This is a genomic window from Myroides gitamensis (assembly GCF_029894455.1).
Taxonomy (GTDB): domain Bacteria; phylum Bacteroidota; class Bacteroidia; order Flavobacteriales; family Flavobacteriaceae; genus Flavobacterium; species Flavobacterium odoratum.
Map to the genome: position 1 here is coordinate 2,852,977 of NZ_JARYHN010000001.1, position 12,247 is coordinate 2,865,223.

The window sequence follows — 12,247 nt, forward strand, 5'->3', positions numbered from 1 at the left end:
ATTAATTACCTTTGTAGTTATATATTTTAATAAACCCGAAAAAAAGTACATTATGTCAAAAGGATTCTACAAAGTTCCGAGTGCTATTAATGAGCCTGTAAAATCATACGCGCCTGGGACGCAAGAGAGAGAATTGACTTTGAACTCTTTCAAAGAGCAATATAGCCAATTAGTTGATATTCCATTATTTATTGGTGGAGAAGAAATCAGAACTGGAAATACAAAAGATTTATTCCCACCTTTTGATCACAAACATAAATTAGGTGTTTATCACCAAGCAGACAAAGCATTAGTTGAAAAAGCAATCGCTACTGCTTTAGAAGCAAAAACAAAATGGGCAGCAATGCCATGGGAACACAGAGCAGCAATTTTCTTAAAAGCAGCTGAATTATTAGCAGGTCCTTACCGTGCTAAAATCAATGCCGCAACGATGATTGCTCAAGCAAAAACGTTACACCAAGCAGAGATTGATGCAGCTTGTGAGTTCATCGACTTCTTGAGATTCAACGTTGAATATATGTCTCAAATTTATTCAGAACAACCGCTATCAGTTGATGGAGTTTGGAATAGATTAGAGCACAGACCATTAGAAGGTTTCGTATACGCTATTACTCCATTTAACTTTACTGCAATTTCTGGAAACTTACCGTCTTCAGTTGCCATGATGGGGAACGTGGTTGTTTGGAAACCATCTGCTACACAAATTTACTCTGCAAGAGTAATTGTTGAAGTATTCAAATTAGCAGGTTTACCTGACGGTGTAATCAACGTAGTATACGGTGATTCTGCTATGATTACAGATACACTTTTAGCTAGCCCTGACTTCGCTGGTATCCACTTTACAGGATCAACTGGTGTTTTCAATAGCATGTGGACAAAAATCGGACAAAACATCAACAACTATAAAACATACCCTAGAATTGTTGGGGAAACAGGAGGAAAAGATTATGTGTTAGCACATCCATCTTCTTGTCCAAAAGAAGTTGCTGTTGCTTTAACAAGAGGAGCTTTCGAATACCAAGGACAAAAATGTTCTGCAGCTTCAAGAGCATATATTCCTGCTTCATTATGGCCACAAGTAAAAGATTTCATGGCTGCTGATTTAGCAACAATCAAAATGGGTACGCCTGAAGATCCTTCAAACTTCGTATCATCTGTAATTTCTGAAAGTTCTTTCGACAAATTAGCGAAAGCAATCGAAGCAGCAAAAGCGGCTACAGATGCAGAAGTAGTATTAGGAGGAAAATACGATAAATCTGTAGGGTACTTTGTTGAGCCAACAGTTATCTTAACTTCAAATCCAAAATACGATACAATGGAAACAGAATTATTCGGTCCTGTTTTAACTATTTACGTATACGAGGATGCAAAATGGACTGAAACATTGAAATTAGTAGATGAGACTTCAGCTTATGCCTTAACTGGAGCTATCTTCTCTCAATGTCGTTATGCTATTGCAGAAGCTACTGAAGCGTTAGTAAACTCTGCTGGTAACTTCTACATCAATGACAAACCAACAGGAGCTGTTGTAGGTCAACAACCATTTGGTGGAGCGAGAGCTTCTGGTACAAATGACAAAGCAGGTTCTATCTTGAACTTATTGCGTTGGGTATCGCCAAGAACAATTAAAGAAACCTTTGTTCCTGCAAAAGATTACAAATATCCTTTCTTAGGATAAGAACATACTAAAAGGCGGTTTCAAAAGACCGCCTTTTTTCATTCACAATTCAGTGCTTTTTATTGGGATCGTTTCCTCTTTTTAGACCAAACGATTAAGTAAAAATTACTTTTATATTTTGCTTTTATTCTTTTTCAGTAGAAAAAGATCCTTATTTTATTTCTAAAGTACTGGGTTATAATTATTAACAAATAGTATATAACTCATGTTTAAAAAATTACTAGACAAAAGACAACTGGTGATTAATCCACCTGTTTTTACCACCTCCATTTTTCTAATCATTTTACTTATTGCCGTCTGTCTCCTCTTCCCTAGCAAAGTAGGTGATTGGTTTCACGTAGGACAATTAGCAGTAACAGAAAATTTTGGTTGGTTCTTCATTCTTACCGTCAATATCATCCTCATTTTTGCCCTCTTTTTAGCCTTTGGTAAATATGGAAATATCCGTTTAGGGGGTGATGATGCAGAACCTGAATTCTCCAAACCTTCTTGGTTTGCCATGCTCTTTAGTACGGGAATGGGAATCGGAATCATGTTCTTTAGTATTGGAGAGCCTGTATCCCACTTCTTTAATCCTCCTCGACCTGCGGATAGCGATATTGATTCGGCTATTCAGGCGATGGAATTTACTAGTTTACACTGGGGATTACACGCTTGGGCTATTTATGCCATTGTTGGACTGGCTCTAGCCTTTTTCAGCTTCAATAAAAAATTACCCATGACCTTCCGTTCTTTACTATATCCTTTTTTAAAGGAAAAGATTCACGGTTGGTGGGGACATACCATTGATATTTTATCCACCTTAGCTACCGTATTTGGTTTGTCTACTTCGTTGGGATTGGGGGTAACTCAAATCACAGCGGGACTTGAATACCTGTACGGCTGGGAGATTTCTCCCTTAATGCAAGCAGGGATTATTATTGGTGTAATTAGTGTTGCAACCATCTCTGTTTTCTCCGGATTGGATAAGGGAGTCAAACTATTGAGTAATGTCAATATGTATATGGCTTCTGGTTTTATGATTCTGATTTTCGTTTTAGGGCCTACCTTATTTATTCTAAAAGGGTATGTGCAAAACACAGGAGCATACTTGGCAAACTTCATTGATATTAGTACGTGGAATGATACCTATAAAGGATCGGGTTGGCAAAATGTCTGGACGATATTCTACTGGGCTTGGTGGATTGCTTGGTCTCCTTTTGTGGGTAGCTTTATTGCCCGAATTTCAAAAGGACGAACAATTAAAGAATTCGTATTAGGGGTTTTAATCGTACCGGGGTTGATTACCTTACTTTGGATGAATGTTTTTGGCGGAAGTGCCTTACACACCATTCTAGAGGGTGATATGACAATGGTACTTGCTGTGAAAGAAGATATTTCAACGGCACTCTTCGTTTTCTTAGAAAACTTTCCATTCACGAACTTCCTGTCTATTGTAGCCATTATTCTAATTTTTTCGTTCTTTATTACGTCTTCGGATTCGGGATCTCTTGTCATCGATAATATTACATCTGGTAGTGAAGGAGATTCGCCCGTTTGGCAACGTGTATTCTGGTCCTTTTTACAAGGGTTTATTGCCATTGTCTTGTTGTGGGGTGGTGGTTTAGATGCCTTGCAAACCGCTGTAATTATAACCGGACTTCCGTTTGCAGTTATCCTGCTATTGATGTGTTACAGCTTGCAAAAAGGACTACAAGATGAACTGAATAAAAAAGCCAAACAATTGAAGTCGAAACAAGAAAAGAGTTACAAGGATATTATCTCTGATTTAATCGAAGAACAGCAAAAATAACGCATCATGGAAACAAACAAAGCACTCAATATATTAGTTGGTTTAGATCTCTCTGAGATGGATCATTACTTGATTCAATATGCCAAAATACTCGACCATATTCTAAACGTAGAACAAATCACCTTTATTCACAATTTAAAATTAGGTGAACTACCCAAAGAACTGATTCAAAAAGATCAATTGGCATTGATTCAAAAAAGAATCACCAAACGTGTAGAAGAACAAATCAGCGCAACAGAAATTACCTATAAGTACGAAATTATTATCACCGTAGAAAACTATTCTGAAATTGCTTTTGCTAGTATTTCAAAGCAGAAAAACTACGATTTACTTGTCTTGGGGAATAAACAACAGTTAACGGGTAACGGTGCATTAGCCAATAAATTAGTTCGCCTTTTACCTTCTGCTACACTTCTTGTACCAGAAACATTCCATATTCCCATTGAGACGGTAATTGATGCTATTGATTTCTCTCGCTATACCAATGCGATTATGCTATGGGCAGATCGTTTTAAAAACAATTCCAAAGGACAGCGCATTAAGCACTCCGCAGTACATATCTCTAAATCATACTGGAGCTATTTACCTATGATGACGGATAAAGAACTTGATAAAATATCACTCGAGGATATCAAAGAGAAAGAAGGAAAATGGAACAAACAATATGCGCAATACACCGATATTGACATCGTTCCTGCAAAAAATCAAAATGTCGCTGCTGCCTTAATACAATATGCCAAAACAAAAAAGGCAGACCTTATGATCCTAGGAGTTAAAGGTTCAGCAGGTATCAAAGATATTATCTTGGGAAGTGTAGCCAATCACGTGCTCCATCGACCTACAGATACGTGTTTGCTGTTTGTGAAACCACTTCGTTAACTATTGGAGAGGAGGTATGGGTATGGGTTATGAGGTTATGGGATTCATTCATCGAATACTAAAATAAAGATAACCCCGTGAGATAAATGGGGATGATCTGAAATCTCATACGGACCTATTATCTTGAATCTCCTTGTGAAAAATAATTATGATTAAAAAAAAAGGATGAATTGCAGTTGCAATTCATCCTTTTTTTATATGATACTGTTTTTATCTTATAGGTTTGATTTTTGTAGTAATTTTAGATGCTCATCCATTCATCTCATAACCCATTTACCCTTTATATTTCAACGGCAAATACACTACTTTTTTCGTTTCAAAGAATTCATCATCAAAGATATTACTCAAATCAAACTGAACGGCTTTTGGGAAGTCTTGTAATTCTTCTGTCAAATCCCCACCTTTCAAGTATAGGATTCCATTTTCAAATTCATGGTGATTTTCCTTTTTCGTTTTATGGCGAATCCACTTCACAAAATCAGGCATATTGGTTACAGCACGACTCACAATAAAATCGAACTTCTCCTCTACTGTTTCGGCTCTTTTTTGTTCTGCAACGACATTGGTTAACCCTAATGCTTGGATAACTTCATTAACGACACGTATCTTTTTTGCAATGATATCAATCAAGTAGAATTTTGTTTCTGGAAACATAATAGCCAATGGAATTCCAGGAAATCCTCCTCCTGTTCCAACATCCATTACACTACTACCGGGAACAAATTCCATTACCTTGGCAATTCCCAACGAATGCAAGACATGCTTTACATATAATTCGTGTATATCTTTTCTAGAAATAACGTTAATTTTTGCATTCCACTCCTGGTACACAACTTCCAATTGTTCAAATTGCGAGATTTGTACAGGGGTAAGATTAGGGAAATATTTTAAAATTTCTTCCATTTCAAAAGTTTTGACAAAAATAGCCTTTTTTCTCGGTAAATAAGCCCCTCTTAACTATAATATAGATTTATTATACTTACCTTTGGTTGATACTATTTAAATGTATTTAATACCTATGGAAACTCAAGTTCTATCAGATAGAATCAACAATCTTACAACTTCACAGACTTTAGCGATGGCAGCAAAAGCTCGCGAGCTAAAAGAACAAGGAATAGACATTATCAGCTTGAGTCTTGGTGAACCAGATTTTAATACACCTGACTTTATCAAAGAAGCAGCTATTCAAGCAATCAAAGATAACTATAGTAAATATCCACCTGTTGAAGGATATTTAGAGCTAAGACAGGCGATTAGCAATAAATTCAAAAGAGATAATAACTTACACTATACAGCAAACCAAATCGTTGTATCTACAGGAGCTAAACAAGCTTTATTCAATGTAGCTCAAGCGATGATTAACCCTGGAGATGAAGTAATCATTCCTGCTCCTTTTTGGGTGAGTTATGCTGAAATCGTAAAAATTGCAGAAGGTATTCCAGTAGAAGTATCTACGACGATCGATACTGATTTCAAAATCACAGCACAGCAATTAGAGGATGCCATTACCCCAAAAACCAAAATGGTATGGTTTAGTTCTCCTTGTAATCCAAGTGGATCTGTTTACAGCAAAACAGAATTAGAAGCTATTGCAGCTGTATTGGAGAAATACCCTTCTATTTACATCCTTTCGGATGAAATCTACGAACACATTAACTTCGGTAGCGCTTACTGCAGTATTGGTTCAATTGGCAATTTACTTGACCGTACGATTACTGTAAACGGAATTTCAAAAGCGTTTGCTATGACAGGATACCGTATTGGATATATTGGTGCTCCTGAATTTATCGCAAAAGCTTGTGCAAAAATGCAAGGACAAGTAACCTCTGGAGCGAATACAATTGCACAACGTGCAACAATCACAGCTGTTAATGCTGATCCAAGTGTTTTAAAAGACATGGTACATGCCTTCAAAAACCGAAGAGACCTTGTTGTAAACTTGTTGAGAGAAATTCCAGGAGTAAAAGTAAATGTACCTGATGGTGCGTTCTATTTATTCCCAGATGTATCTTCTTTCTTTGGTAAAACCTTGCAAGGAGTAACCATCAACAATGCTAATGATTTATCAATGTATTTATTGGATAAAGCTTATGTGGCGACAGTTACAGGAGATGCCTTTGGAAATCCAAATTGTATCCGCCTTTCTTACGCAACAAGCGAAGATCAATTGACAGAAGCTTTAAAACGAATGAAAGAAGCTTTACAATAAGCTACCCCATAATCGAATATAAAAGCGCCCAACACAACGGTATTGGGCGCTTTTTTTTATGTATTCTAAAATAAAAAACGTATTTTTATAAGATAAACGAATTGCTGTGGATATATTATTAGAAAGCATTGCGAAGCATGTAACCTTGACAGAAGTAGAGCAAAAAATCGTATTGGATTCTTTCGAATCTCATCGTTATAGTGCAAAAGAAAAACTCCTGGTAGAGGGTGAAATCTGTTATAATTCAACTTTTGTAATCTCGGGAATTTTGAGAAACTATTTTGTAGATGATCAGATTGTTGAGCATACCGTTAGTTTTGCAACAAATGGATGGTGGATAGCTGATATGTACAGCTTCCTATCTCAAAAGCCAGGCAATTCTTATATCGAGGTAGTAGAAGACGCCATGGTACTAACCATGACTCGCGAGCAACAGCTCAACCTCTTTGACCAAGTTCCAAAAATGGAGCGTTATTTCCGCATTCTGATTGAACGATCCCTAATTGCGAATCAACAACGCTTGATGGATAACCTTTCGCTAACCGCTGAAGAGCGTTATGAGCGTTTTTGCGAACGTTTCCCTGATATTAAACACTGTTTACCACAAAAACAAATTGCGTCTTATTTAGGCATTACTCCTGAGTTTTTCAGTAAATTGAAAAAACGCATGCTTACGGCGAAGTAAATATTGGTTGACGGTTTACTGTTGACACAGGACGTGTGCATTTCCCTTTTTCCGATTATTTTCAGGGTAACGGGCAAATTGCCATTTGCCCCTACGTGCGTATTTCATCCTCTTCTTCTTTCCCTTTTCCAAATACCATTCAGGGTAATGGGCAAATTGCCATTTGCCCCTACGTATTTCACCCTTTTCCCCTTTCTTCTTTCCCCTCTCCAATTACCATTACGTAATTTCTTAACCTACATTAAGCAACTAAACCATTGACTATCTGTATCTTTGTATAACAAAATCGATACAACTATGGAAAATTTTATTTTTTACAAATCTGACACAAGAGGATATGCTGACCATGGTTGGTTAAAATCAAACCACACCTTCAGCTTTGCTAACTACAGAAACGATGATCGTGTACACTTTGGTGTTTTACGCGTACTCAATGATGATTATGTAGCACCAGGTATGGGGTTTGGGACGCATCCACATGAAAACATGGAGATTATCTCAATTCCATTGAAAGGAAGTTTAGCGCATAAAGACAGCATGGGCCACGGCGAAACCATTCACGTTAATGAGATTCAAGTGATGAGTGCTGGTACAGGTGTACAACACAGCGAATTCAACCCTAGTGAAACAGAAGCTAGTGAGTTCTTGCAAATCTGGGTATTTCCCAATAAGCTGCATGTAACACCACGCTACCAACAATTGCCATTGGATGTTACTAAACGCCACAACAATTGGGATCAAATTTTATCACCTAATCCTGACGATGCTGGTGCATGGATTCACCAAAATGCGTGGTTTCATTTAGCCAACTTAGATCAAAATAAAACACTAAACTACGAGCTGAAAGATAAAACCAACGGAATTTATCTCTTTGTATTAGAAGGTAGCATCACCGTAAACAACCAAACACTGGATCGCAGAGATGCCATCGGCATTTGGGATATTGATTCACTTCAAGTACAAGCAACAGCAGATGCACAGCTTTTATTAATGGAAATTCCTATGGAATTACCTAGTTACTTACAATAATTACTAACAGTAAAAAAAATAAACAAAATGGAAACTAAAATTTGGAACATTGACAAAACACACTCTTCAATTGGATTTAAAATTAAACACATGATGTTTACCAATGTAAGAGGAAACTTCACTGATTATCAAGCAACAATCAACTTAGTAAATGATAATCTGGAAGAAAGTACCCTACAATTTGAAACGCAAATTGCTTCAATTGATACAAACAACGCAGACCGTGATAATCACTTAAAAAGTGCGGATTTCTTTGATGCAGAACAATACCCTACTGTAACTTTTACCTCAACTAAAATTGAGAAAAAAGGAGAAGCTCATTATGTAGTAGAAGGTACTTTAACCATGCACGGTGTAAGTAAACCTGTAAAATTAAATGCAGAATACAGCGGTATTATTCAAGATCCATGGGGAAATGCTAAAATTGCTCTAGCCCTAAATGGTAAAGTGAATAGAAAAGACTGGAATTTAAACTGGAACACCACACTAGAAACAGGTGGTTTATTGGTAAGCGAAGAAGTAAACTTCGACATCGAAACTCAGTTTGTTTTAGCTTAATAGCTGACCGTTAACTGGATATAGTAAAATATAAAAAAAGCTCAACCTTTTCGGTTGAGCTTTTTTTTATCCTTGTTGTAAACTGCGAACTTCATCGTCCGTTAAAAATCTCCAGCTTCCTCTTGGTAGATTCCACTTGGTGATATTTCCGTACATCACGCGATCTACTTTTAATACATTATAATCCATTGATTCAAATAAAGCACGTACTAATTTTACGTTCGATGCTTTTAATTTGATTCCAATTTCAGTCTTCGGTTGATTCTCAACATAAGCAACATCTTCAACAAATACACGCTTTTCGTCAATGTAGATTCCCTTTTGTACGCGTTCTAAATCTTCGTATTTTAAATTTCGATCTAACGAAACTTGGTACATTTTTGAAGAACGTTGTTCTGGTGAACTTAACTTTTGAATTAAATTAGTATCATTGGTAAAAATCATCAGTCCCAATGTACTTTTATCCATACGTCCTACAGGTGCTACTGCTGACTTAGTTGCATTTTTAATCAAGCTCAATACATTCTCTTGACTAATAACATCTTCATTGATTGTAGAGAATCCTTTTGGCTTATTTAACAAGATGTATACCTTTTTCTCTGGTACTAATACCATACCGTCAAAGTTTACGACATCTGTTATATTTACTTTGTATCCTAATTCCGTTACTACTTCTCCGTTCACTTTTACGTTACCCGAAGTAATATATAAATCTGCGTCTCTTCTAGAACATACTCCAGAATTACTAATATACTTGTTTAAGCGCATTACTCCATTATCTTCTTTTGGAGTAGCTACTACTTTTGGTTTTTTATCGAATGTTCTAGCAGAAGGATTAGGTTTTTGTGCTCCTTGTCCTTGACTAGCTCGCTTTTGGAAAGGTTTTGCACCTCCAACTTTTGATCCTCCAGCTTTAGATTTACCAGCTTTTGGCCCTCCAGCTTTTGGTTTTCCACTGCGATTAGATTGGGGTTTTCTAGAACCTGATTTACCGTTATTCATATTAAATATTTTTGCAAAGATAGACAAACTCCGTCTTTTATTTCAAAATACGAAAAAATATAGCTTTTTATTATAAAGTCTCCTCTAAAAGATACTTCCCACTTGCCAAAACATCGGGTTTAATTAACACAATAGATAAGACCCCTAAGAGAATCAAAAGCTTAAGTAAGAAATGCAATTGGTGATACTCTTGCGTGGTGTGCGATTTCCATAATCTCAACAAGAAGAACAGCAAAATGACAATACTGAAATAGAAATAGTAAATCATATAGCCGACATCAAAGCGAACGGTCATGAAATAAATGGGAATCAAAGCTAACACAAAAACACCCGTAATGACTTCTTTTGCTTTTTGTTCGCCAAAACGTACCGGAATTGTCTGGTAGTTATTCGCAAAGTCTCCTCGGATATTTTCTAAATCTTTCATGATTTCTCGAATCAAAATAATCAAATACAAGAAAAAGGCATGAACAAAAATAGAAATATGAAAAGATCTAAAGTACATCAGAATAGCAAAGAAAGGCAACATGGCCAATAAAGAGGCTAATAGATTACCAATGATTGGGTATTTTTTCAACTTATGGGAATAAAACCACAAGAGAAAAATATAGATGGCAAAGAAAATAGCTCCGTGTATGGATACAGGAATTACAATACAAACAGATAGAAAATTGAGGAAGAAATAGACTCTCAATTTTGTTGTTTGACTCACCAAGCGATCCAACATTGATTTATTGGGGCGATTGATTAAATCTTTTTCTGCATCATAAAAATTGTTGATGATATAGCCTGAAGCAATTGCTAAGGCTGAAGCCAATATAATAAGAAATAACTGCCAATCTAAAATAACATCTAAAGCTCTTTTTTCTGGAGCGAAGATAAAAATGGAAGCTAAATATTGGGCTAAAATAATAACAAAAATGTTATAACCTCTCACCACAGAAAACAGACTGAATATTTTAGCTAAGAGGATTTTATTTTTCCTAGATAACATATTTATTTTTTTCTTGTGATTAAAAAAGGTTATAACATTCTCTATAATTTATTGCTTAAAATTGATATACTACTTCTAATTTGTAATCTTTAAGCGTTTCTTTTGCTTTGTCAATATCTGGCGTAAATCCTAAGATATAACCACCTCCACCAGAACCACATAATTTCAAATAGTAATCATTGGTTTCGATTCCCTTTTGCCACACATTGTGAAACTGTTCTGGAATCATAGGTTTAAAGTGATTGAATACAACAGATGAAAGTTCTTTTGTATTGTTAAACAAAGCTTTCAAATCTCCTTTTAAGAAGTTTTCAACACACGCATCCGTATGCTTGATGAACTCTTCTTTTAGTACTTTTCTGAATCCCTGTTCTTTTAATTTTTCCATAAAAATCGTAATCATAGGTGCTGTTTCACCTACAATTCCTGAATCGATTAAAAACACAGCCCCTTTTCCATCTAAACTTTGAGAAGGTATTCCGGTTGGTTCGATATTATCTTTGGAGTTAATTAAGATTGGTAAACTCAAATAGCTGTTCAACGGATCTAACCCTGAGCTTGTTCCGTGGAAGAATGCTTCCATTTTACCAAAAATCCCTTTTAATTTCAGTAATTTATCTTTGCTTAGATTCTCTAAAACGGTGATTTTTTCTAGTGCATATTGATCGTAGATAGCTGCAACTAAGGCACCACTACTACCAACACCGTATCCTTGTGGAATACTAGAATCAAAGTACAATCCATTTTCAATCTCTGCTTGTAAGCGATCGAAATCAAATTGTACCAAAGCAGACTCAGCCTCTTGCATATCTTCTAGATACGCAGCGAAGTTTCGTAAGCTTTCGTTTGATTTTTTAGCGAATCCCTCTAGGTTCTCTTCCATTTTTAAGGCTCCCTTATAAAAATTATAAGGAATAGATAATCCTTTTGAGTCTTTTATAATTCCATATTCTCCGAATAATAGAATCTTTGAATAAAATAAAGGTCCTTTCATAGCTGATAAAAGTAATTTACCCTGCAAAGGTACGTATAATATTCACGCTTAGGTGATTTTGTTTTATTTTTTTCTATAAGTAACGGTTCTTAAAACCATACACGCAATGTCTGCATCCATTTTGACAGCATTGTCCTTTCAAAAAGTGGTACAATTCAGTAAAAACAAAATAGCCATTTTCCATGTAATAATGTTTTCCTTCTACCATTTCACTTCTTGTCCGTGGAAACTCATTCGCATGTCCTTCTTGTACCAACTGTTCCATTTTTTCCAGGCAACTTGGACATAAGCACTTGTGAAAGGAGCTTCGCAAGAAGTTTCGAGTAGCCGAGCTAACCTCAACTTGAGAACAAGCACATTGATCAATCGCTTCCGGTTGACAATCAATAGGAGTTTTACAGTGCGTACACACTTTATTCTTCGTCAT

General features: G+C 36.1%; 12 protein-coding genes. 7 read left to right on the forward strand and 5 right to left on the reverse strand.

The annotated features are described in order from the left end of the window. Nucleotides 1-52: 52 nt before the first annotated feature. The 3 genes from pruA (at nt 53) to M2306_RS12605 (ending at nt 4,349) form a co-directional block, all read left to right on the forward strand. Complete coding sequence (pruA, locus tag M2306_RS12595) at nt 53-1,678, forward strand: L-glutamate gamma-semialdehyde dehydrogenase (RefSeq protein WP_002989628.1); 1,626 nt, start codon at nt 53-55, stop codon at nt 1,676-1,678. 205 nt (nt 1,679-1,883) lie between these two features. Beyond that, complete coding sequence (gene tmaT / locus M2306_RS12600; RefSeq protein ID WP_115092368.1) at nt 1,884-3,470, forward strand: trimethylamine transporter TmaT; 1,587 nt, start codon at nt 1,884-1,886, stop codon at nt 3,468-3,470. A gap of 6 nt (nt 3,471-3,476) precedes the next feature. Continuing rightward, entirely contained in the window at nt 3,477-4,349 is an 873-nt protein-coding gene (locus M2306_RS12605; protein WP_115092367.1) for a universal stress protein, read from the forward strand. Nucleotides 4,350-4,622: 273 nt separating this feature from the next. Here M2306_RS12605 and rsmG read toward each other — a convergent pair whose 3' ends face one another. Next, nucleotides 4,623-5,252: a 16S rRNA (guanine(527)-N(7))-methyltransferase RsmG gene (rsmG, locus tag M2306_RS12610; protein WP_259187691.1), complete on the reverse strand. Its 630-nt coding sequence runs from the start codon at nt 5,250-5,252 to the stop codon at nt 4,623-4,625. Nucleotides 5,253-5,367: 115 nt separating this feature from the next. Between rsmG and M2306_RS12615 the strand changes: the two genes are divergently transcribed. The 4 genes from M2306_RS12615 to M2306_RS12630 all read left to right on the forward strand — a co-directional run bounded on the left by M2306_RS12615 (nt 5,368) and on the right by M2306_RS12630 (nt 8,830). Then, nucleotides 5,368-6,558, forward strand: a complete 1,191-nt coding sequence (locus M2306_RS12615; protein ID WP_002989614.1) for a pyridoxal phosphate-dependent aminotransferase — start codon at nt 5,368-5,370, stop codon at nt 6,556-6,558. A 106-nt stretch (nt 6,559-6,664) separates the two neighbouring features. After that, complete coding sequence (locus M2306_RS12620) at nt 6,665-7,243, forward strand: Crp/Fnr family transcriptional regulator (protein WP_002989608.1); 579 nt, start codon at nt 6,665-6,667, stop codon at nt 7,241-7,243. 297 nt (nt 7,244-7,540) lie between these two features. Next, nucleotides 7,541-8,272 (forward strand): pirin family protein, encoded by a 732-nt coding sequence (locus M2306_RS12625; protein ID WP_002989606.1) that lies wholly within the window; start codon nt 7,541-7,543, stop codon nt 8,270-8,272. Nucleotides 8,273-8,299: 27 nt separating this feature from the next. Next, nucleotides 8,300-8,830, forward strand: a complete 531-nt coding sequence (locus M2306_RS12630) for a YceI family protein (RefSeq protein WP_002989604.1) — start codon at nt 8,300-8,302, stop codon at nt 8,828-8,830. 66 nt (nt 8,831-8,896) lie between these two features. Here the strand turns inward: M2306_RS12630 and M2306_RS12635 are convergent, their stop codons facing one another. The 4 genes from M2306_RS12635 to M2306_RS12650 all read right to left on the reverse strand — a co-directional run bounded on the left by M2306_RS12635 (nt 8,897) and on the right by M2306_RS12650 (nt 12,247). Beyond that, entirely contained in the window at nt 8,897-9,832 is a 936-nt protein-coding gene (locus M2306_RS12635) for a pseudouridine synthase (RefSeq protein WP_181816753.1), read from the reverse strand. A gap of 70 nt (nt 9,833-9,902) precedes the next feature. Next, a complete protein-coding gene (locus M2306_RS12640; RefSeq protein ID WP_259187690.1) occupies nt 9,903-10,826 on the reverse strand; it encodes a geranylgeranylglycerol-phosphate geranylgeranyltransferase in 924 nt (307 codons plus the stop codon). A gap of 55 nt (nt 10,827-10,881) precedes the next feature. Continuing rightward, nucleotides 10,882-11,820, reverse strand: coding sequence for a mevalonate kinase family protein (locus M2306_RS12645; RefSeq protein ID WP_259187689.1), 939 nt, complete (start codon nt 11,818-11,820; stop codon nt 10,882-10,884). Between the two features lie 73 nt (nt 11,821-11,893). Beyond that, nucleotides 11,894-12,247, reverse strand: a complete 354-nt coding sequence (locus M2306_RS12650; protein ID WP_115092364.1) for a cysteine-rich CWC family protein — start codon at nt 12,245-12,247, stop codon at nt 11,894-11,896.

Bases quoted from the DNA above. Each gene is read 5' to 3' on its own strand.
- M2306_RS12615 (WP_002989614.1), top strand. From the start codon at position 5,368: ATGGAAACTCAAGTTCTATCAGATAGAATCAACAATCTTACAACTTCA.
- tmaT (WP_115092368.1), top strand. From the start codon at position 1,884: ATGTTTAAAAAATTACTAGACAAAAGACAACTGGTGATTAATCCACCT.
- M2306_RS12625 (WP_002989606.1), top strand. From the start codon at position 7,541: ATGGAAAATTTTATTTTTTACAAATCTGACACAAGAGGATATGCTGAC.
- M2306_RS12635 (WP_181816753.1), bottom strand. From the start codon at position 9,832: ATGAATAACGGTAAATCAGGTTCTAGAAAACCCCAATCTAATCGCAGT.
- rsmG (WP_259187691.1), bottom strand. From the start codon at position 5,252: ATGGAAGAAATTTTAAAATATTTCCCTAATCTTACCCCTGTACAAATC.
- M2306_RS12645 (WP_259187689.1), bottom strand. From the start codon at position 11,820: ATGAAAGGACCTTTATTTTATTCAAAGATTCTATTATTCGGAGAATAT.
- pruA (WP_002989628.1), top strand. From the start codon at position 53: ATGTCAAAAGGATTCTACAAAGTTCCGAGTGCTATTAATGAGCCTGTA.
- M2306_RS12605 (WP_115092367.1), top strand. From the start codon at position 3,477: ATGGAAACAAACAAAGCACTCAATATATTAGTTGGTTTAGATCTCTCT.
- M2306_RS12650 (WP_115092364.1), bottom strand. From the start codon at position 12,247: ATGACGAAGAATAAAGTGTGTACGCACTGTAAAACTCCTATTGATTGT.
- M2306_RS12630 (WP_002989604.1), top strand. From the start codon at position 8,300: ATGGAAACTAAAATTTGGAACATTGACAAAACACACTCTTCAATTGGA.
- M2306_RS12640 (WP_259187690.1), bottom strand. From the start codon at position 10,826: ATGTTATCTAGGAAAAATAAAATCCTCTTAGCTAAAATATTCAGTCTG.